Origin of the sequence: Rhodococcus sp. NPDC003318 (genome assembly GCF_042879035.1) — a bacterium.
Classification (GTDB): Bacteria; Actinomycetota; Actinomycetes; order Mycobacteriales; family Mycobacteriaceae; genus Rhodococcus_G.
Genome location: NZ_JBIAOU010000021.1, coordinates 1 through 19,840 on the forward strand (window position 1 = coordinate 1; position 19,840 = coordinate 19,840).

22 protein-coding genes and 1 tRNA gene are annotated in these 19,840 nt (G+C 69.3%); 11 read left to right on the forward strand and 12 right to left on the reverse strand.

Annotated elements, in window-relative coordinates; genetic code table 11:
* The first annotated feature begins 234 nt into the window (after window positions 1-234).
* From ACFYVR_RS22840 to ACFYVR_RS22855, 4 genes are all read left to right on the forward strand, one after another.
* Window positions 235-1,104: an MBL fold metallo-hydrolase gene (locus ACFYVR_RS22840; RefSeq protein ID WP_387477447.1), complete on the forward strand. Its 870-nt coding sequence runs from the start codon at window positions 235-237 to the stop codon at window positions 1,102-1,104.
* Between the two features lie 156 nt (window positions 1,105-1,260).
* Window positions 1,261-2,487, forward strand: a complete 1,227-nt coding sequence (nhaA, locus tag ACFYVR_RS22845; protein WP_387477449.1) for a Na+/H+ antiporter NhaA — start codon at window positions 1,261-1,263, stop codon at window positions 2,485-2,487.
* A 2-nt stretch (window positions 2,488-2,489) separates the two neighbouring features.
* On the forward strand, window positions 2,490-3,008 hold the full coding sequence (locus ACFYVR_RS22850; RefSeq protein WP_387477607.1) for a phage holin family protein: 519 nt from the start codon (window positions 2,490-2,492) through the stop codon (window positions 3,006-3,008).
* A gap of 10 nt (window positions 3,009-3,018) precedes the next feature.
* Complete coding sequence (locus ACFYVR_RS22855) at window positions 3,019-3,954, forward strand: alpha/beta fold hydrolase (RefSeq protein ID WP_387477451.1); 936 nt, start codon at window positions 3,019-3,021, stop codon at window positions 3,952-3,954.
* Between the two features lie 12 nt (window positions 3,955-3,966).
* On the opposite strand, the gene ACFYVR_RS22860 is transcribed toward ACFYVR_RS22855, so the two are convergent.
* From ACFYVR_RS22860 to nth, 4 genes are read right to left on the reverse strand one after another with little or no spacing between them, the layout of a single operon-like run.
* Window positions 3,967-5,157: a MarP family serine protease gene (locus tag ACFYVR_RS22860; RefSeq protein ID WP_387477453.1), complete on the reverse strand. Its 1,191-nt coding sequence runs from the start codon at window positions 5,155-5,157 to the stop codon at window positions 3,967-3,969.
* Window positions 5,154-5,879 (reverse strand): NUDIX hydrolase, encoded by a 726-nt coding sequence (locus ACFYVR_RS22865; RefSeq protein ID WP_387477456.1) that lies wholly within the window; start codon window positions 5,877-5,879, stop codon window positions 5,154-5,156. Before ACFYVR_RS22865 ends, ACFYVR_RS22860 begins: the two co-directional genes overlap by 4 nt.
* On the reverse strand, window positions 5,876-6,550 hold the full coding sequence (locus ACFYVR_RS22870) for a TlpA family protein disulfide reductase (protein WP_387477459.1): 675 nt from the start codon (window positions 6,548-6,550) through the stop codon (window positions 5,876-5,878). Before ACFYVR_RS22870 ends, ACFYVR_RS22865 begins: the two co-directional genes overlap by 4 nt.
* Window positions 6,551-6,557: 7 nt before the next feature.
* A complete protein-coding gene (gene nth / locus ACFYVR_RS22875) occupies window positions 6,558-7,238 on the reverse strand; it encodes an endonuclease III (RefSeq protein ID WP_387477609.1) in 681 nt (226 codons plus the stop codon).
* A gap of 210 nt (window positions 7,239-7,448) precedes the next feature.
* Here nth and ACFYVR_RS22880 point away from each other — a divergent pair, with 210 nt between their 5' ends.
* Both ACFYVR_RS22880 and ACFYVR_RS22885 read left to right on the forward strand, forming a co-directional pair.
* A complete protein-coding gene (locus ACFYVR_RS22880) occupies window positions 7,449-7,715 on the forward strand; it encodes a hypothetical protein (protein ID WP_387477461.1) in 267 nt (88 codons plus the stop codon).
* Window positions 7,716-7,919: 204 nt separating this feature from the next.
* Entirely contained in the window at window positions 7,920-8,594 is a 675-nt protein-coding gene (locus ACFYVR_RS22885) for a Crp/Fnr family transcriptional regulator (protein ID WP_387477463.1), read from the forward strand.
* A 66-nt stretch (window positions 8,595-8,660) separates the two neighbouring features.
* Here the strand turns inward: ACFYVR_RS22885 and ACFYVR_RS22890 are convergent, their stop codons facing one another.
* The 3 genes from ACFYVR_RS22890 to ACFYVR_RS22900 all read right to left on the reverse strand — a co-directional run bounded on the left by ACFYVR_RS22890 (window position 8,661) and on the right by ACFYVR_RS22900 (window position 10,183).
* Window positions 8,661-9,446, reverse strand: coding sequence for an MBL fold metallo-hydrolase (locus ACFYVR_RS22890; protein WP_387477466.1), 786 nt, complete (start codon window positions 9,444-9,446; stop codon window positions 8,661-8,663).
* 108 nt (window positions 9,447-9,554) lie between these two features.
* Complete coding sequence (locus ACFYVR_RS22895; RefSeq protein WP_387477468.1) at window positions 9,555-10,013, reverse strand: RidA family protein; 459 nt, start codon at window positions 10,011-10,013, stop codon at window positions 9,555-9,557.
* A gap of 5 nt (window positions 10,014-10,018) precedes the next feature.
* A complete protein-coding gene (locus tag ACFYVR_RS22900; protein WP_085999530.1) occupies window positions 10,019-10,183 on the reverse strand; it encodes a DUF4177 domain-containing protein in 165 nt (54 codons plus the stop codon).
* Window positions 10,184-10,273: 90 nt separating this feature from the next.
* Between ACFYVR_RS22900 and ACFYVR_RS22905 the strand changes: the two genes are divergently transcribed.
* Window positions 10,274-11,290: an ArsA-related P-loop ATPase gene (locus ACFYVR_RS22905; RefSeq protein WP_387477470.1), complete on the forward strand. Its 1,017-nt coding sequence runs from the start codon at window positions 10,274-10,276 to the stop codon at window positions 11,288-11,290.
* Complete coding sequence (locus ACFYVR_RS22910; RefSeq protein ID WP_387477472.1) at window positions 11,287-12,396, forward strand: ArsA family ATPase; 1,110 nt, start codon at window positions 11,287-11,289, stop codon at window positions 12,394-12,396. The genes ACFYVR_RS22905 and ACFYVR_RS22910 overlap by 4 nt, the downstream gene beginning before the upstream one ends.
* Here the strand turns inward: ACFYVR_RS22910 and ACFYVR_RS22915 are convergent.
* From ACFYVR_RS22915 to ACFYVR_RS22925, 3 genes are all read right to left on the reverse strand, one after another.
* Window positions 12,375-13,646, reverse strand: coding sequence for an MFS transporter (locus tag ACFYVR_RS22915; RefSeq protein ID WP_387477474.1), 1,272 nt, complete (start codon window positions 13,644-13,646; stop codon window positions 12,375-12,377). The genes ACFYVR_RS22910 and ACFYVR_RS22915 overlap by 22 nt on opposite strands.
* Window positions 13,643-14,083 (reverse strand): MarR family winged helix-turn-helix transcriptional regulator, encoded by a 441-nt coding sequence (locus ACFYVR_RS22920; protein WP_387477476.1) that lies wholly within the window; start codon window positions 14,081-14,083, stop codon window positions 13,643-13,645. The genes ACFYVR_RS22915 and ACFYVR_RS22920 overlap by 4 nt, the downstream gene beginning before the upstream one ends.
* Before the next feature lie 154 nt (window positions 14,084-14,237).
* On the reverse strand, window positions 14,238-14,561 hold the full coding sequence (locus ACFYVR_RS22925) for a WhiB family transcriptional regulator (protein ID WP_387477479.1): 324 nt from the start codon (window positions 14,559-14,561) through the stop codon (window positions 14,238-14,240).
* 268 nt (window positions 14,562-14,829) lie between these two features.
* Between ACFYVR_RS22925 and ACFYVR_RS22930 the strand changes: the two genes are divergently transcribed.
* Entirely contained in the window at window positions 14,830-17,208 is a 2,379-nt protein-coding gene (locus ACFYVR_RS22930; protein ID WP_387477481.1) for a penicillin-binding protein, read from the forward strand.
* 57 nt (window positions 17,209-17,265) lie between these two features.
* On the opposite strand, the gene ACFYVR_RS22935 is transcribed toward ACFYVR_RS22930, so the two are convergent.
* Window positions 17,266-17,742 carry a GatB/YqeY domain-containing protein gene (locus ACFYVR_RS22935; RefSeq protein ID WP_387477483.1) on the reverse strand — a complete coding sequence of 159 codons (477 nt, stop codon included), beginning with the start codon at window positions 17,740-17,742 and terminating at the stop codon, window positions 17,266-17,268.
* A 36-nt stretch (window positions 17,743-17,778) separates the two neighbouring features.
* Between ACFYVR_RS22935 and ACFYVR_RS22940 the strand changes: the two genes are divergently transcribed.
* Window positions 17,779-18,774 (forward strand): metallophosphoesterase, encoded by a 996-nt coding sequence (locus ACFYVR_RS22940; protein WP_387477485.1) that lies wholly within the window; start codon window positions 17,779-17,781, stop codon window positions 18,772-18,774.
* 39 nt (window positions 18,775-18,813) lie between these two features.
* Window positions 18,814-18,887 (forward strand) — tRNA-Pro (locus ACFYVR_RS22945).
* A gap of 55 nt (window positions 18,888-18,942) precedes the next feature.
* Here ACFYVR_RS22945 and ACFYVR_RS22950 read toward each other — a convergent pair.
* Window positions 18,943-19,320, reverse strand: a complete 378-nt coding sequence (locus ACFYVR_RS22950) for a VOC family protein (RefSeq protein ID WP_387477487.1) — start codon at window positions 19,318-19,320, stop codon at window positions 18,943-18,945.
* Window positions 19,321-19,840: the final 520 nt, after the last annotated feature.

The following is a 19,840-nucleotide window of genomic DNA, read 5'->3' on the forward strand; positions in this document are numbered from 1 at the left end:
AACCTCGTTCTCTCACACCCCCCAGGGGCGGAGTCGGTGTCCGTGTCGCTCTGACTCGACAAAAGTTACGTGGCCGTGAACGCCAACGCAAATCGGCTGGTCAGAGCCTTGCTGATCGGAATAACCCGTGGTCGGACGCGTCGAGTCGCGACGAGTGGACCGATTGTGTGCTCGGCGTCACCATTGGTCGGTGCCTCGGCTGCGACGGGGCCCTTGTGCGTGGACAGGAGAGTCATGGCCGAGTGGCGTCGCGTCACCCCGATCGCCCGCGGGATCTGGAGCATCACCGAGGCGGGCCACGTCACGATGTGGCTGATCGTCGGTTCCGAACGGGCACTGCTCCTCGACACCGGGATGGGGTTCGTGCCGGTGCGCCCCGTCGTCGAAGTACTCACCGCGCTGCCGGTCCTGGTGGTCAATTCCCACCACCACTTCGACCACGTCGGCGGAAACCACGAGTTCGACGAGGTGCTGATCCATCCCTACGGGGTGGACCGCCTCGCGTCGAGTCCTCCCCCATCCGAACTCCACGGCTACCTGGACCAGTACGACCGGGTGCTGGCCGCGGCGGCGTCCGTCCGCGACGTGGACCACGAACTGCTGCACCTGTTCGATGCGGACAGCGACCCCGCTCCCCTGCCTCCGGGTTTCGACCGGGACGGGTGGCAGATCGGCCCGAGCCGGCCGCGGAGCACCGTCGGGGACGGCGACCGGCTGGATCTGGGGGGACGCGTACTCGAGGTGCTGCACACGCCCGGTCACACTCCCGACGGCATCTGCCTGCACGATTCGTCGACAGGCATCCTCTTCGCCGGTGACACGGTCAGTTCCGGACCGATCTACGCGCACGAGCCGGACTCGGACGTCGCCGACTTCACCGCCAGCGCCGCCCGTCTCGCCGCCATGAAGGACGACGTGTCGCTCGTCGCGATGAGCCACTTCGGCCGAGTGACCGCACCCCCGTACATCCTGCAGTCGGTGGCGGACGCGTTTGCCGACCTGGCGTATGCGCGTCACCGCGTCCGCCGAGTCCGAGACGCCGTCGGCGACACGGTCGACGAGATCACGTTCGACCACTTCTCGATCACGACCCGCCCCTCCTGACACCGACTGCGCACCTGCCGACGTATCGCCCGCGACGGGGCGTCGGCAGGTGCACAGTCGGCGTCTGGAGCGGACCGGAGCGATACACTTCGGCCGGAGCGCCGGGAAGTCTGGTCGGCACACGTTGCCGGTCTGCCCGAATACCAGGAGTCTCTCGTGAATTCACCGCTCCGCTCCGAACTCACCCGCTACCTCCGTACCGAAACGGTCGGCGGGTCGATCCTGCTCGTCGCGGCCGCGGTGGCGTTGCTCTGGGCGAACTCGCGGTGGTCCGGCGCCTACACGGCACTGCGGGACTTCGTGATCGGACCGAGCGCCCTGCACCTGAACCTGACCGTCAGCACCTGGGCGCAGGACGGCCTGCTCGCCGTCTTCTTCTTCGTCGCCGGGCTCGAACTCAAACGCGAACTGGTGGTCGGGGAACTCGCCGACCGCAAGAAGGCACTGCTCCCGATCATCGCTGCGGTCGGCGGCGTCGTCACCCCTGCACTGATCACGCTCGCCGTGGGTTGGGGGCAGCCCGGCATCGAGGAGGCGTGGGCCATTCCCGTCGCCACCGACATCGCCTTCGCGCTCGGGGTCCTGGCACTGACGGGTTCGCGGATCCCGGCCGGCGCGCGGGTGTTCCTGCTCAGCCTCGCCGTCGTCGACGACCTGCTCGCGATCGCGATCATCGCGACCGTGTTCACCACGTCCATCGCGTTCGGGTGGCTGCTCGGGTCCCTCACGTGCGCGGTGGGCTACTGGTACGCGCAGCACCGGCGCATCACCAGCGCCTGGCTGTATGTCCCGCTCGCACTCCTGACCTGGTACTGCATGCACCAGGCCGGCGTCCACGCCACCCTGGCCGGCGTTCTGCTCGGTGTCCTCACGCGCGTCCGCCCCGACCCCGGCGAGGACGCCGCACCCGCCGTCCGTCTCGAACACCGACTCCAACCGTGGTCGGCCGGACTCTGCGTGCCGCTGTTCGCACTGTTCGCGTCCGGTGTACCGATCAACGGGGACGTCCTCGGGTCGCTGCTGACCGACCGGCTGACCCTCGCGATCATCCTCGGGATGTTCGTCGGCAAGATCACGGGCATCTTCGGGGTGTCCTGGGTTTCCGTCCGACTCGGCCTGGCGACCAAACCGAGCGGACTCGGATTCCGCGACATGTTCTCGCTGTCCGTACTGGGCGCGATCGGCTTCACCGTTAGCCTGCTGGTGACCGAGCTCGCGCTCGAGGGCACCGAACAGGACAAGGCGAAAGCCGCGGTTCTGCTCACGTCCTCGGCTGCATCACTGATCGGGTCGGCGCTACTGTTGCGCCGGGGACGTGTCCATCAGGCGCGCGTCGCGAACGACACCCGGCCACGGGACGACAACGGAGGGGCTACGACGTGAGCATCAGCGACCGCAGCGGCAGTACCGGAAACGGGGTGCCGAACACCATCTCGTCGATTCCGCTGACCGATGTCGACGCCCACGCCCCCGGCAACGCCAGCATCGGTGACCTCGTCAAGGACGCCACCGCCCAGGTCTCGACGCTGGTGCGGGCCGAGGTCGAACTCGCCAAGGCCGAGGTGACCGGCGAGGTGAAGAAGGGCCTGCAGGGTTCGCTGTTCTTCATCCTCGCGCTGTCCGTGCTCGCCTTCAGCGCGTTCTTCTTCTTCTTCTTCATCGCCGAACTGCTCGATGTCTGGATCGCTCGCTGGCTCGCGTTCCTGATCGTCTTCATCCTGATGCTGCTGGTCACCGCGTTGCTCGCCCTGCTCGGCTACCTGCGGGTTCGCAAACTCCGAGCACCGGAGAAGACCATCGACTCGCTGAAGCAGGCCGCGACCGTGCTGCCGCAGGCCGCGGAATCGAGCTACACACACCGCGACTACACCCCCGGTGAGTACGCGCGTCGGACCGCGCCCTGATCCCGGGGCAGTGACCTCTCCTCCCGACCCGTCCACCGTCCGAATCGACGGGCCGTGGCGGCATCGTGACGTGCACGCCAACGGCATCCGATTCCACGCTGTCGAAGCCGGACCCACCGAACCCGACGCTCCGCTGGTCGTGCTCCTGCACGGCTTCGCGGACTTCTGGTGGTCGTGGCGACACCAGCTGACCGCCCTCGCCGACGCCGGCTACCGGACGGTGGCGGTCGACCTGCGCGGATACGGCGACACCGACAAGCCGCCACGCGGATACGACGGTTGGACCCTGGCCGGGGATGTCGCGGGGCTCATCCGGGCCCTCGGGCACACCGACGCGTCCCTCGTCGGCCACGCCGACGGCGGACTGGTCTGCTGGGCGACCGCCGTCCTGCATCCGCGCGTGGTCCGCTCGATCGCGCTGATCGCGTCACCGCATCCGATCGCCCTCAGACGGGCAGTGCTGCGCAATCGCGCCCAGCGGTCGGCCTTCCTGCCGACGTTTCTCGGCTACCAGCTGCCGTGGCGTCCGGAACGACAGCTGACCCGCGACGACGGTGTCGCGGTCGAGCGACTGCTCCGGAGCCGCACCGGCAGCTCCGCGCGGGCCACCGGCGAATTCGACGACGCCATCGCGCGGTACCGGTCCGCGATCCAGATATCCGGGGCCGCCCACTGCAGCCTCGAATACCAGCGCTGGGCGTTCCGCAGCCAGTGGCGTCCCGACGGTCGTCGCTTCATGACGGCGATGGACCAGGTGCTGCAGATCCCCGCCCTGCAGATCCACGGCGACGGCGACCCGTACGTACTGCGGTCGACGCTGCAGTCGGACACCCACTGGGCGCCGCGGCTCCGGGTGCACGCAGTTCCCGGCGCAGGTCACTACCCGCACTGGGAGAAACCCGACGAGGTGACCGCGCTACTCGACGAGGCACTGCACGCGCGGTGAGCAGGACCGCCGTCAGAGGATGCACTCGCCGGTGGCCACCGCGGCGCCCACGAGCGACGACTGCTCCAACTGTCGCGACACCTCGGCCGCGGTGAGCGCGAAACCGGTGTCGCTGTTGTCGACGGCCGCACCGAACACGACACCGAGCACCTGGCCCTGGGCGTCGACCAGCGGTCCACCGGAATTGCCCTGCTTGACCGATCCGCGGACTGTGTAGACCTCCCGCGTGACGTCGGTGGACCTGTAGATGTCCGGTCCGCTCAGGTCGAGGACCTCGCGGACGCGGGCGGCGCTGGACATGTAGGGGCCCCCGCCCGGATAGCCGAGGACGAGGGCGTCGGCACCCGAGTCCGCCGGCTCCTCCGCGAAGGACAGCGGGACGGCGTCGAGTCCCGGGACGTCGAGCACCGCGACATCGACGCTCGGGTCGAACAGGACCACCGTGGCGTTCAGCGCGCCGTCGGCGGTGTCCACGACGACCTGGGTGGTGCCGGCGACGACATGGGCGTTGGTCATCACCCGCTCGGGAGCGACCACGAACCCGGACCCTTCGAGGGCACGCTGGCAGCTCGGCGCGACCCCGCGAATCCGCAGGACGCTCTCCTGCAGCCGCGCCGCGAGCGGGCTCTGCGCGATCGCCGGATCCGGCGGGTCCACGACCGCGATCGGGGTGCGTCCGAACGGGCCGATCACGTCCGGCAACCCGGAGGTGTCGAGGAGAGCGGAGAAGTCGCTCGGCAGGCGACGCATCCAGCTCGGCGCCACCTCGTCCACCTGCGTCAGGACCTTCGAGCCGCGCACCGCCGACGCCACCTCGGGCTGCGACGACGCGGTCAGTGGGATCGCCAGCAGCCAGGCCGCGAACAGCACGGCCAAGCACTGCAGGCCGGCACCGACGACGCTGTCCACCGACCGGGTCGCCGGGCTGTGCATGCTGCCGCGGGCCGCGCGGCCGAGGACCATGCCCGCGACCTCGCCGACGATCACCAACCCGACGATCAGCACGATCCCGACGAGTATCCGGGCGCGTCCGTCGTCGACGTGGACGAGCACGTGCGGCGCGATCAGGATCCCGGCGACCGCGCCGAGGATCACGCCGAGGAAGGCCAGGGCGGAGGCCACCGCGCCGTGCCGCCAACCCGACGTCGCGGCGAGCACCGCGATGGCGATGACGGCGATGTCGATCCAGGTCGATCCGGTCACCGCTCGTGCACCTCCTTGACGCCGGCGTCCAACTCGGCGAGGACGACGTCGAGGTCGCGCACGTCGTGGTGGTCCCACTCGATCTCCCAGCCGGACACAGTGATCAGGCCGGCGAGCACACCCGCCGTGAATCCCCACACCAGGAGGCCGTCGACCTGGAACGCCGGGCCGCGGTACCCGAGCCGATGCTCGACGAGGAACCGGTTGTCGGGGTCGAGCAGCGACCGCAGCGGCACCCGGGCCACCCGGGCCGTCTCCCGGTGATCGACGGGACGGACCGGCGTCGGCCGCTCCCAGTACGCGATGACGGGGGTGACGTCGAAACGGGACGGCGGCACGAAGATGCCGGGCAGGACGGACAGGGCCCGGACCCCGGTCGGGTCGAGGCCGGTCTCCTCCTCGGCCTCACGCAGTGCGGTCGCGATCGGTCCGTCGTCGCCGGGGTCGGCGGCGCCGCCCGGGAAGGCGACCTGCCCACTGTGCTGCCGGAGCGTCGCCGCGCGTTGGGTCAGCAGGAGGTCTGCGTTCTCGGGCAGACCGCCCAGGCTGAGCGGATCCGCTTCCTCGGACCCGCCGAACAGCACCAGCACGGACGCATCCCGCACCCGGGCACCGTTCGGGGCCCGGCGGTGCAGAACGGGGTTGACCGCCCGGTGGTCCGCCGGCGGCACCGTCGCGACCCGCCGCAACCATTCCGGAGACGGGTGTTCGGTGCGGGTCATGACGCGACGCCCAGGTGCTCGTGGACCGCGGCGGCGATCTCGTCCGCGCTGTGGAACGGCTGCGGCAGCACCGCGGCCACCGTCCCGTCGGCGCGGATCAGGGCGGTCACCGGCAGCACCTTCGGCGCGCCGACCGCGGTGGCGATACGCCCGGCGCCGTCCTGCACGCCGGGCAGATGCACCCCGTACTCGGTCAGCGCGGTCAACGCATTCCCCTCCTTCGGATCCTGATGGGCGGTCAACACCGTCACCGAGTCGCCCGCGCGGCGCGCGTACTCGTCGAGGGCGGGCAGTTCCTCGGCGCACGGGCCACACCAGTAGGCCCAGAGGTTCACCAGCGCGGGCTTGCCGGCCAGTGCAGCGCCGACGTCGATGCGCCCGCCGTCGGCGAGACAGCCGAGTTCCACCCCGGCGAGAGGTCCGGACGCGACGACGCCGGGCTCCGGAACCGGACACTGCTGCAGCGCGGCCGCCGTCCGTGGAGCGACGAGCGCCGCGTCGGTGTCACCCGCGGACCGTTCGACCGCGGACGGGGTCGCTCCGCCGCTCGAGTAGTCGACGTAGCTGCGGGGCGCGGGATCGTCACCGCCACGCGGCCAGATCGCCACCGCCAACGCGACGACCACGACGAGGGCAGCCAGGCTCCACCGGCCGGTGTTCGACAAACTCACGCTCGGCTCACCGACCCGCAAGATCGAGCAGGTGATCGGTTTCGGGTCCCTTGACCAGTGCCGCGGCCACAGCCGGGTCGGTCGGCCCTTCCCCGTACGAGGGGCAGTCCTTCGCGAGGACACACACCCCGCAGGCGGGTTTACGAGCGTGGCACACCCGGCGCCCGTGGAAGATCACCCGGTGCGAGAGCAGCGTCCACTCCTTGCGGGGGATCAGCTCACCGACGACCCGCTCGACCTTGACCGGGTCCTCCTCGTCGGTCCAGCGCCACCGCCGAACGAGCCGCCCGAAGTGGGTGTCCACCGTGATTCCCGGCACATCGAACGCGTTGCCGAGGACGACGTTGGCGGTCTTGCGCCCGAAGCCGGGCAGACCGACGAGTTCGGTGAGCGTACGCGGCACCTCGCCGTCGAAGCGCTCCACGAGCGCCTGGCCGAGCCCGATGATCGAATTCGCCTTGTTGCGGTAGAAGCCCGTCGTCCGGATGTACTCCTCGAGCTCGGCACGATCCGCGCCTGCGTAGTCGGCGGCCGTCCGGTAGCGAGCGAACAGTGCCGGGGTGACCTGGTTGACCCGCACGTCAGTGCACTGCGCGGACAGGATCGTCGCCACCGACAGCTCGAGCGGCGTGCTGAAGTCGAGTTCGCAGTACACGTGGGGGAAGGCCTCGCCGAGGCGGCGGTTCATGCGCCGGGCGCGGCGCACCAGCCCCAGTCGGGTCTCGTCGGGTTTCGATCCACCGCCGGACGCCGCGCGCCCGCTCGTCCCGGACGTGGCCCGGCGCTGCGGCGGGGTCTTCGAAACAGTGGTCGACACCTGATCAACTCTACGGACGGCCCCGACAACCGATCACGCATCGTTTCGCTTCTGAGACATTGGGCGTGTTTACTGCCCCGTATGCAAGGACTCGCTGTGGTGCTGTTCCCAGTGCTGCTCATGCTGTTCGCGCTGGCGATGGAACGAGTGGAGTTCCGCCTTCGCCGACTGACCGTGCGTGAACAGGAAGTGCAGGAGTTCCTCGATCAGGCGAGCCACGCCGAGGTTGCCACACTCGCCCACGAGGGTCTGCCGCGTGCACTCGCCCGATTCCACCTCCGCCGCAAGCGGGGTGTCACCGACGAGGACGACGAAGACGACGATCTGACCGAACGCCGAGCCAGCTGATCAGGCGTGAATCCCTCCCGGTCCGGCCCCGCCGAAGCGGCTCGACTCGCAGTGCGTGGCGGTGATCACTACGCTTCCGCATCGGGACGATAGACTTCCACCGTTAGCGACAGATTAGGTCGGCGCGTGACCCGTGCCGAACGGCGGTCGCGGCCCCCCGGGGCATCGTCCGTCGAACCAGAGTTATCCGATGAAGGAGCACAGGTGGACGAGGTCCTGGCCAGGGCAGGCATCTTCCAGGGAGTCGAGCCCTCGGCGGTCGCCGCGCTGGTCAAGCAGCTGCAGCCCGTCGATTTCCCGCGTGGACACGTGATCTTCAACGAAGGTGAACCGGGCGACCGGCTCTACATCATCGTGTCCGGCAAGATCAAGCTCGGGCGCCGTTCTCCCGACGGTCGCGAGAATCTGCTGACCATCATGGGACCGTCCGACATGTTCGGCGAGCTGTCGATCTTCGACCCCGGCCCGCGCACGTCGACCGCGACCACGGTCACCGAGGTCCGCGCCGTCAGCATGGATCGCGACGCCCTCAAGTCGTGGATCGACCAGCGTCCGGAGATCGCCGAGCAGCTGCTCCGCGTCCTGGCCCGCCGCCTGCGCCGCACCAACAACAACCTCGCCGACCTGATCTTCACCGACGTGCCCGGCCGCGTCGCGAAGGCGCTGCTACAGCTCGCGCAGCGTTTCGGCACGCAGGAGGGCGGCGCACTGCGCGTCACCCACGACCTCACCCAGGAAGAGATCGCGCAGCTCGTCGGCGCCTCCCGCGAGACCGTGAACAAGGCACTCGCCGACTTCGCGCACCGCGGCTGGATCCGGCTCGAGGGCAAGAGCGTGCTCATCTCCGACTCCGAGCGTCTCGCCCGACGCGCGCGCTGACACCCGGACCCGGAACCGCCCGTCCCGCTCTGCGGGGCGGGCGGTTTCCCGTTCTCGTGCCGGATCTCAGCGCCGCAGGTACTCCAACTGCACCCGGACCGACTGCTCGGCCGCCGGCCAGAGCTTCGGATCGACGTCGGCGTAGACGTGTTCGACCACCGCACGCACCTCCGCGCCCTGACCGAGTACGTCGAGTGCGGTCCGCACCTGACCGAGACGTTCCTCGCGGTGGGCGAGGTAGTACTCGGCCACCGGCTGCAGGTCGGGCAGGTCCTGGCCGTGTCCGGGCAGCACCGTGCGCCCCGAACCGAGGTCGATCAGGGTCCGCAGGGACGACAGGTAGTCGCCGAGGTCACCGTCCGTGGAGTCGAGGACCGTGGTGCCGCGCCCCAGGACGGTGTCACCGGTGAGCACCGACCCCTCCCCCTCGATGACGAACGACGTGGAGTCCTTCGTGTGCCCCGGCGTCCGCACCACCCGGAGGGCGACGCCGACCTCCTCGATCAGTTCACCGTCGGGCAGTCCCGCATCTGTGTGCCGGCGCAGGGTCGGGTCGACGGCCCGGACCGGACTCCCGGTCATCTCGACGAAACGGTCGATACCGGCGGTGTGGTCGTGGTGACGGTGGGTGATCAGGGTCAGCGCCACCGGCCCGATCTCGGCGACCCTCCGCAGATGGTCCTCGTCGTCGTCGCCGGGGTCGACGACGATACATTCCTCGCGACCGGGCGCCCGCAGAATCCAGGTGTTCGTGCCGTCGAGGGTCATCATTCCCGGGTTGTTCTCCAACATCACCGCCGCGAACGGGGTGACCTGACGCAGCTGTGCGTACGCCGGATGTGCGAGGGTCATGCGCACACTGTACGGAGACGGCGGCGTGATCCTCGACACGGCCGCCCCGAACGGAGACCGGCCCGCCCCTCGAAGTCGAGGAGCGGGCCGACCGAAAGTGCTGTTGTGTCAGCGAACCTCGACGATGAGCTCCACCTCGACGGGGGCGCCGAGTGGCAGTTCCGCCACCCCGACCGCGGACCGCGCGTGCACGCCGGCGTCCCCGAAGACCTCACCGAGGAACTCGGACGCACCGTTGATCACCCCCGGCTGCCCGGTGAACCCCTCGGCCGACGCCACGAACCCGACGACCTTGACGACCCGCACCACCGAGTCGAGCCCGACCAGCGCGTCGATCGCGGCGAGCGCGTTCAGCGCACAGATGCGGGCCTGGCTGTTGGCGGTGTCCGCGTCGACGGGTCCACCGACCTTGCCGGACACCGGGAGCGCGCCGTCGACGAACGGCAGCTGTCCCGAGGTGTAGACGAGGTCGCCGGTCCGGACCGCCGGAACGTACGCCGCGACCGGCGCCGCGACGGCGGGCAGCTCCACGCCGAGTTCGACGAGGCGGGATTTCCAGTCGGCCACCGCGATCAGCCCTTGGGACGCTTGAGGTAGGCGACGTGCTGCTCGCCGGTCGGACCGGGCAGGACGGTGACGAGTTCCCAGCCGTCCCCACCCCACTGGTCGAGGATCTGCTTGGTCGCATGGGTCAGCAGCGGGACGGTCGCGTACTCCCACGTAGTCAATTCGCTCATGGCGCTGAGCCTAGTGCCCGCACGCACCCGACTCGGGTCACAGGGCACGGCTCACCCACCGATCGGCCGCCGCGACTATAGGCTCGGGGGGTGGCAGCACCTGCGAACACACCCGCCTTCGAGTGGCCGGCCAAGGCGGACAAGGCCCGCCTGCACTTCGTGTCCGGCAAGGGCGGCACCGGAAAATCCACGGTCGCCGCGGCGCTGGCGCTGGCGCTGGCCGCCGGCGGGCGGCGGGTGCTGCTCGTCGAGGTCGAGGGGCGCCAGGGCATCGCGCAGCTCTTCGACATCCCGCCGCTGCCGCCGACGGAGACCAAGGTCGCGTCGGCGGACGGGGGCGGTGAGGTGGTCGCGCTGGCGCTCGACATCGAGACGGCGTTCCTCGAGTACCTCGACATGTTCTACAACCTCGGCTTCGCCGGCCGCGCGATGAAGCGGATGGGGGCGATCGAGTTCGCGACCACCCTCGCACCGGGCCTGCGTGACGTCCTGGTCACCGGCAAGATCAAGGAGTGCGTGGTCCGCAAGGACCGGGGCGGTGTGCCGGTCTACGACGAGGTGGTGGTCGATTCCCCGCCGACCGGCCGGATCAGCAGCTTCCTGGACGTGACGAAGGCGATGTCCGACCTGGCCAAGGGCGGACCGGTGCACTCGCAGTCGGAGGGCGTGGTGCGGCTGCTGCACTCCGACGAGACGATGGTGCACCTGGTGACGCTGCTCGAGGCGCTGCCGGTGCAGGAGACCGCCGACGCCGTGGAGGAACTGGAGGTGGCGGACCTGCGCCTGGGCACCGTCATCGTCAACCGGTCCGGCACCGCGTACCTGCGGCCGGACACGATGGCGGCGGCAGCCGCCGGCACCGTCGACGCCGACGCGGTCCGGGCCGGGCTCGACGCCGCAGGGATCACGCTGTCCGACAGCGACTTCGCGGGACTGCTCACCGAGACGATCGAGCATGCCGCGACTCTTGCCGCGCAGGACGCCAGCGCCGTGGTACTCGACAAACTCGACGTCGCGCGGCTGCACCTGACCGCGCTGACCGACGGCGTCGACCTCGGCGGCCTCTACGAGCTCGCGGAGCAGCTCGCGGAACAGGGCGTCCGATGACGACGGTGGACGTGGACGCGATCCTCACCGACCCGGAGTCGCGGATCGTGGTGTGCTGCGGGTCCGGGGGCGTCGGCAAGACCACGACGGCCGCGTCGATGGCGTTGCGCGCCGCCGAGGAGGGCCGGCGGGTGGTGGTGTTGACGATCGACCCCGCGCGCCGCCTGGCGCAGGCGCTCGGCGTGCAGGACCTGGACAACACCCCGCAGCCGGTGCAGCTCGCGCCCGGCGCGACGGGGGAACTGCACGCGATGATGCTGAACATGCGCCGCACCTTCGACGACATGGTGCTCGAGCACTCGTCGCCGGAGAAAGCCCAGCAGATCCTGGGGAACCCCTTCTATCAGACCGTGGCCACCTCGTTCTCCGGGACACAGGAGTACATGGCCATGGAAAAGCTGGGGCAGCTGGCCGCCAGCAGCGAGTGGGACCTGGTGGTCGTGGACACACCGCCGTCGCGCAACGCGCTGGACTTCCTCGACGCGCCGCAGCGGCTCGGCACGTTCCTCGACGGCCGGATGATCCGGTTGCTGTCGGCGCCCGGCCGCGGCATCGGACGGCTGGTCACCGGCGCGATGGGGTTGGCCCTGCGGGCGGTCTCGACGATCGTCGGCAGCCAGATGCTGTCCGACGCGTCGGCGTTCGTGCAGTCGTTCGAGTCGATGTTCGGTGGCTTCCGCGAACGCGCTGCGCACACGTACGAGCTGCTGAGGGCCCCGGGCACGCACTTCTTCGTGGTGGCCGCCGCCGAGCCCGACGCGCTGCGGGAGGCGTCGTTCTTCGTCGAACGCCTGACCTCGGAGGGGATGCCGCTGTCGGGTCTGGTCCTCAACCGCACCCATCCGACGCTCAGCGCCCTGCCCGCCGACCACGCGGTCGCCGCCGCGGACCTGCTCCGGGAACGGGGTGAACACCCCGTGGCGGCGGCGGTGCTGCGCATTCACGCCGAACGCGCCCGGACCGCCCAGCGCGAGCTGCGGTTGCTCGGCCGGTTCACCAGCGCACATCCGCGGGTGCCGGTGGTCGGGGTGCCGTCACTGCCGTTCGAGGTGTCGGACCTGGCGGCGTTGCGGGCGGTCGCCGATCAGCTCACCGGGCGCGGCTGACCCGCCGGACCGGTCGGCTCGGTCCCGGGCTGCGCCCGGCGGTACCTGCGTACGACCAACGCACCGATGCCAGCCGCGACCAGACAGGCGGCCGCGCCCATCAGCAGGGCCGCCCGGCCGCCGAACTCCTCGGCGACGGCGCCGGCGATCGGACCGCCGATCGGTGTGGACCCCATGAACGCGACCGACCACAGCGCCATCACCCGGCCGCGCATCCGCGGCTCGGCCTCGAGTTGGAGTGTGCTGTTGCCGGTCGACATGAATCCGACGCTGGCGGCGCCCACCAGGACGAGGGCCGCGAGCGCCAGCCACATGCTCGGAGCGAGCGCCGTGGCGGCGATCACGACACCGAACAGCGCGGACGCCCCGATCAGTGCCGGGATCCCGGTGCGTCCGCGGGCGGCGACGAAGAGGCCGCCGACGACGGCGCCGAGACCCATCGCGGCGGTCATGAACCCGTAGACGCTGGCGTCGCCGCCGAAGGTGTCGCTGGCGAGCACCGGCAGGACCACCTGGAATTCGTACGCCAGGCAGCCGACGAGCGCCATCATCACCAGGGGAACCAGCAGGGTCGGGGTGTGCGCGACGTAGCGCAGTCCTTCCCGCAGCTGTCCCGGTCGACGCGGTGCGGCCGGCGAGGGTCGCAACGCGGCGACGTCCAGGCGCACGAGAGACACCACGACCGCGACGAAGCTGACGGCGTTGACCAGGAAGCAGATGCCGAGACCGCCGGCGGCGATGACGATGCCGGCGACGGCGGGACCGATCGCGCGGGCGGCGTTGACGAGCACCGAGTTGAGGCTGACGGCGTTGCGCAGGTCCTCGGGGCCGACCATCTCGAGCACGAAGGACTGCCGGGCCGGGTTCTCGAAGCTGTTGCCCAGGCCGAGCAGGAACGCGAGCACGTAGACGTGCCACAACTCGACGGTGTCGGTGATCGTCAACAGCGCGAGAACCAGGGCAAGGACGCCCATCATCGACTGCAGGCCGATCATCAGCCTGCGCTTGTCGAGGCGGTCGGCGATGACGCCACCGTAGGGCCCGAACAGCAGCACCGGCAGCATCTGCAGGGCGACCACCGATCCGAGCGCGGTACCCGATCCGGTGAGTTCGAGGACCAGCCAGGACTGGGCGACGCTCTGCATCCAGGTGCCGATCAACGACACCGCCTGGCCACCGAAGTAGCGGCGGAAGTTGTGGTTGTTCAGCGAGGCGAAGGTGTCGCGGCGGAAGTCGGCGAGCGCGGTCACCGGCTGAGCATCGCGATCTCGCGAGCCAGTGCCTCGAGTGCGGGGAGCACGGTGCGCAGCGCATCGGCGTCGCGTTCCGGGAGCCTGTCGAGGGCGTCGGCGAACAGCTGGGTGCGTTCGCTGCGCAGTCGGCGGTGCAGTTCGGCGCCGGCATCGGTGACCTGGACGCGGACCGCGCGCCGGTCGTCCGGGTCGGCCGTGCGGGCGAGCAGGCCGTCGCCCTCGAGCTTGCCGATCACCCTCGACAGCATCGTCGGGTTCATGCCCTCGGTGTCGGCGAGTGCGCCGACCCCGAGGGGGCCCAGACGGGCCACGCTGCCGAGCACGGACAGTTGCGTGCGGGTGAGCCCGTCCCCGGACACCTGCTTGTCGACGAAGCGGGAGATCCGGGCGAGCACGATCTTGAGCCGGGTGATCTCGTCCGGAGTTTCTGCCATCGTCACCTCACAGAATTTATTTGCCTATCGGCAAGCATACTCCTGCGAGTGGCACCCCCCGACGGGGAGTGCCCCGGACGCCGACGACCACCGGCCGGAACCCGCGCAGGATCCCGACCGGTGGCCGAAGTTAGTCCGTTCGAATGACAGCGATTCAGACGACAGACGCCTGACTTCGCTGAGCGGCGAAGAAGTCCGCCCAGGACTCGACCTCCGGATGCTGCTTGAGGAGCGCGCGGCGCTGACGCTCCGTCATGCCGCCCCACACTCCGAATTCGACCCTGTTGTCCAGCGCGTCGGCACCGCACTGCATCAGCACCGGGCAGTGCCGGCAGATGGTCGCGGCCTTGCGCTGCGCAGCGCCGCGAACGAACAGCTGATCAGGGTCGACCGCGCGGCATCTTGCCTGCGTTACCCATGCAATTCGGGCCTCGGCCTCTTCTACGTCCAACCGGTGCCCCGGGGTGGTCACGGTCATCTTCTTCTGCCCCTCCTGCAGTTCGAGCGTCGCCCTCGCTGACGCTCGTGGAAGTGACTGCGCGGCCGTATCATGAGCGTTGCGCAACACATTCCCGATCTAGTGTTACCTCAATCACACTGGATCACAATTTAGGCAATGTATAACGCTCCGCGCAAGATCCGCATCCCACTTTTTGGCACGGACGTGCATCCAGGTCGGATGACCCTCGCCCCGACTCCCGCATCGCGCCAGCCGGACAGCGCTCGGGGGCACGTACCCTGTCACAGTGCCCATCGCAAAGACAGTCGCGAAGCTAGCCGGATGCACGGCGCTCGCCGGAGCCCTCCTCGCCGGCGTGATGTTCCCGTTGGCCGGCGGATTCGGCATCATGTCGAACCGAGCCGCCGACACCGTCGACAACGTCTCCGCCGAACTCGTCGAGGGCGACGTACCGGCAGTGTCGACCATGGTCGACGTCAAGGGCAACCCGATCGCCTGGCTGTACGAACAGCGGCGGTTCGAGGTACCGAGCGACCAGATCTCCAACGACATGAAGTTGTCGATCGTGTCCGTCGAGGACCGCCGGTTCGCCGACCACCAGGGTGTCGACTGGCAGGGCACCGTCCGCGCGTTCCTCACCAACACCACGAGCGGCCAGGTCGAGCAGGGCGCGTCGACGATCGACCAGCAGTACGTGAAGAACTACCAGCTGCTCGTGGTCGCCAAGACCGACGCCGAGCGCCGCGCCGCCATCGAGACGACCCCGGCCCGCAAGATCCGTGAGATCCGGATGGCGTTGACGCTGGACAAGAAGCTCACGAAGGACGAGATCCTCACCCGGTACCTCAACCTCGTCCCGTTCGGAAACTCCTCCTTCGGCATCCAGGACGCGGCCCAGACCTACTTCGGCGTGGACGCCAAGGACCTGAACCTGACCCAGTCCGCGATGCTCGCGGGCATGGTCCAGTCGAGTTCGGCGCTGAACCCGTACACCAACCCGGAGGGTGTGCTCGAGCGCCGCAACACCGTGCTCGACACGATGATCGTCAACATCCCGGAGCGCGCCGACGAGATCCGCGCCGCCAAGGAGGAACCCCTCGGCGTGCTGCCGGAACCGAAGTCGCTCCCCCGCGGGTGCATCGCCGCGGGTGACCGCGGGTTCTTCTGCGATTACGCGTTGCAGTACCTCGCCAACGCCGGCATCAGTCGTGAGCAGGTGGAGAAGGGCGGCATGCTGATCAAGACGACGCTCGACCCGACCGTCCAGGACTCCGCGCACGCAGCACTGACGGCGACGGCGAGACCCGACGTCAACGGCGTCGCCGAGGTGATGAACGTCGTGCAGCCCGGTCAGGACCAGCACCGCATCCTCGCGATGAGCAGCAGCCGCAACTACGGCCTCAACGGCGAGATCAACGAAACCGTCCAGCCGCAGCCGTACTCTCTGGTCGGCAGCGGCGCCGGCTCGATCTTCAAGGTCTTCACCACCGCCGCGGCGATGGAGAAGGGCCTCGGAACCAATGCGATCCTGCAGGTGCCGAGCCGGGTCGACGTCAAGGGCATGGGCAACGGCGGCGCCCAGGGCTGCCCGGCCGCCACGTACTGCGTCCAGAACGCGGGGAACTACCCGGCGGCGCTGTCCGTCACCGACGCGCTCGCGCAGTCGCCGAACACCGCGTTCGTCAAGCTCATCGAGTCGGTGGGTGTGGCCCCGACGGTCGACATGGCGGTGCGCCTCGGCATGCGGTCGTACGCGCAGCCCGGGACGTCCGGCTACGGCGACGGCCAGTCGATGGCCGACATGCAGAAGTCGCAGAACCTCGGGTCGTTCACGCTCGGCCCGACGTGGATCAACCCGCTCGAACTGTCCAACGTCGCCGCGACGCTCGCGTCGCACGGCAAGTGGTGCCCGCCGACCCCGATCGACTCGATCTACGACCGCAACGGCAAGCCGGTGCCGATCACCCAGGAGGCGTGCGAGCAGGTCGTCGAGCCGGGCCTGGCGGACACCCTCGCGAACGCGATGAGCAAGGACGACCAGGCGGGCGGCACGTCCGCGGCCGCGGCAGGCTCGGTCGGCTGGAAGCTGCCGATGTCCGGCAAGACCGGCACCACCGAGTCCCACATGTCGTCGGCGTTCATGGGCTTCACCAACAACCTCGCCGCTGCGGTGTACGTGTACGCGGACTCCCCGACTCCGCGGGAGATCTGTACGTCGCCGCTGCGTCAGTGCGGGGACGGCAACGTCTACGGCGGTAACGAGCCGGCGCAGGCGTGGTACAAGGCGATGGCCCCGATCGTCGCGGACTGGGGACCGACGTCGCTGCCCCCGATCGACCCGAAGTACCAGCGTGGCTCGCAGAACGCGCAGGTTCCGAACGTCGCGGGGATGAGCGAGGCGCAGGCGACGGCCGCGTTGAAGGCGGCCGGGTTCGGCGTCAACGCGGTCACGACCGCGGGTGACGGCGAGAAGGGCACGGTGCTCAGTTCGTCGCCGGCCGGGTCGGCGGTCCCCGGATCGTCGGTGACGCTCTACGTCAGCGACGGGACGCTCCGGCAGGCCCCGGCCGCGACCGCCACCCCGGCGACGCCGAACGCGCCAGGGCAGGTCCAGATCCAGGTACCCGGACTGCCCGCACTTCCGCCGCTCCCGCTACCCCGGTGATCGCCCCGTGAGTCCTTCCGGCCCTCCTGCGGACCGGAAGGACTCACGGCGCAGCCGCTAGAGGCGGTCCTTGACGGCCTTCGAGATCCGGGAACCGTCGGCCTTGCCCGCGGCCAGGGTCGTGGCCGCCTTCATGACCTGACCCATCTGCTTCATGCCCGGCCGCTCACCGATCTGCTCGGCGACCTGCGCGAGCGCGGTGTCGACGACATCGGCGAGTTCGGCGTCGGTGAGCGGTGTCGGCAGGTACTCGTCGATGATCTGCGCTTCCGCCCGCTCGTTCGCGGCCAGTTCGCCGCGGCCGTTCTCGGTGTAGATCTCGGCAGCCTCGCCGCGCTTCTTGGACTCCTTGGCAAGCACCTTGAGGACGTCGTCGTCGGTCAGTTCGCGGGCTTCCTTGCCGGAGACCTCTTCGGTCTGGATCGCGGCGAGGACCATCCGCAGCGTCTGCAGACGCAGGGTGTCCTTGGCCTTCATCGCGGCCGTCATGTCGGCACGGAGGGTGGATTTGAGGGTGGCTGTGGAGTCGGACATGGTTTCGAACGCTACGCGCCCGCACCGGCGACGCGCATGTCGATTGCGTGCGCTGCGTATCCTGAATTGGTGTTTGACAACCCACGCACTGCCCTTCGCGGAACCGCCGTCGGACTCGCGGGTGCCGCGGCCCTCGGCATCGGCTATGCCTCGCTGATCGAGCGGAACGCCTTCACCCTGCGTGAGGTGACGATGCCGGTGCTCGAGCCGGGCTCGTCGACCCTGAGGGTCCTGCACCTGAGCGACCTGCACATGATGCCGGGCCAGAAGCTCAAGCAGAACTGGCTGCGGGAGCTGGACCGGCTCGAACCGGACCTCGTCGTCAACACCGGCGACAACCTGTCGCACCAGCGCGCGGTGCCGGCGGTCGTGCAGTCGCTCAGTGGTCTGCTGTCCCGCCCCGGCCTGTTCGTCTTCGGCAGCAACGACTACTTCGCTCCGAAGCCGAAGAACCCGTTCAAGTACTTCAGGAAGGAGCACAAGCGGACGTTCGGTGAGCCGCTGCCGTGGCAGGACCTACGGGCCGCGTTCACCGAGCGCGGCTGGCTGGACGTGACGCACACCCGGCGCGAACTCGAGGTGGCCGGTGTCCGGATCGCGACGGCGGGCGTGGACGATCCGCACCTGAAGCGGGACCGCTACGACACCATCGCCGGAACCCCGAACCCGATGGCGAACCTGAAGCTCGGGATCACCCATTCGCCGGAGCCGCGGGTCCTGGACCGGTTCGCCGACGACGGCTACGACCTGGTGCTCGCCGGCCACACGCACGGTGGCCAGCTGTGCCTGCCCCTGTACGGCGCGCTGGTGACGAACTGCCAGCTGGACCGGTCTCGGGTGAAGGGCCCGTCCCGCTGGGGCGCCCACATGCAACTGCACGTCTCCGCCGGCATCGGCACCTCGCCGTACGCGCCTGCCCGGTTCTGCTGCCGGCCCGAAGCGACACTGCTGACGCTCGTCCCGACACCCGACAAAGGCCCAAAACAGGGGGTTCAACCAGGCGTTTCGCGTTCTTCGGCTGTCGTACGCTAAGCTTTGCTGGCTGCCCGGGAACGGGGAGCGAGCAAGACACGGGGTGTGGCGCAGCTTGGTAGCGCGCTTCGTTCGGGACGAAGAGGTCGTGGGTTCAAATCCCGCCACCCCGACAGTGTCGAGAGGCTCCATCCGATTGATTCGGATGGAGCCTCTCGTCGTTTGCGGTCAGTCCTGGTGAATCTGGACGAGATTGCCGCAGGTGTCGTCGAAGACGGCCGAGGCACCGGACGGGTCGGTGGTCGGCTCACCGGTGAAGCGGACACCGAGCCCGATCAGCCTGTCGTACTCCGCGCGCACGTCGGGCACCCCGAAGACGATGGTCGGCAGCCCGAGCCCGTACACGCCCTCCCTATACGCGGTCGCGATCGGATTGTCACTGGGCTCGAGGAGCAGACCGACCCCGTCGGGGTCCTGCGGCGACTTCACGATGAAGAGGTTGTGGTCGGGCATCGCAAGCAGTTCCTCGAACCCGAGTGTCTTCGTGTAGAAGTCGAACGCAGCAGCGGGATCGATGACGTGGATACCGCACATCTTGATTCGCATGCACCGAGGCTATCCGCGCTCGGCCGGACCCGCAGGGCTCGTGCTCGGTGCGGCAGTGCACAGTGGACGCCACGCGTCGATCCGAGGAGCCTTCCGATCGGCACCTTCCCGTCCCAGGCCGTCGACGGCGCGGTGCGCCAAGCGCAGGGGCGACGGCGGAACCGAACGATGAACGCGTTCCATTTCGGCGGCCGGCGACTCCCCTTTTCGGCGGAGGACTCAGCCCGGATCTCGATCTCTCGAACTCTCAAGCGCAGGTAGAGGCTTACCCTTACGGCCCGGGCGCACGCCCCACGACCAACTCGGACGTCCGACCAAATATATTCACCAAACTGCAACGAGTTCTTACTTTTGCTGGCATGGTGTCGTGAACTTCATTCCGCAGAGGGCCCCATCCAGCCATCCCGGAGGGGCGCAAGGAGACTCGATGCCCACACCAACAGCGCGACAGATCGCGGTCACGGTCACCTCGGCCGCGGTCGTCGCAGGCATGATCTTCACCGCGGCACCAGCTGGTGCC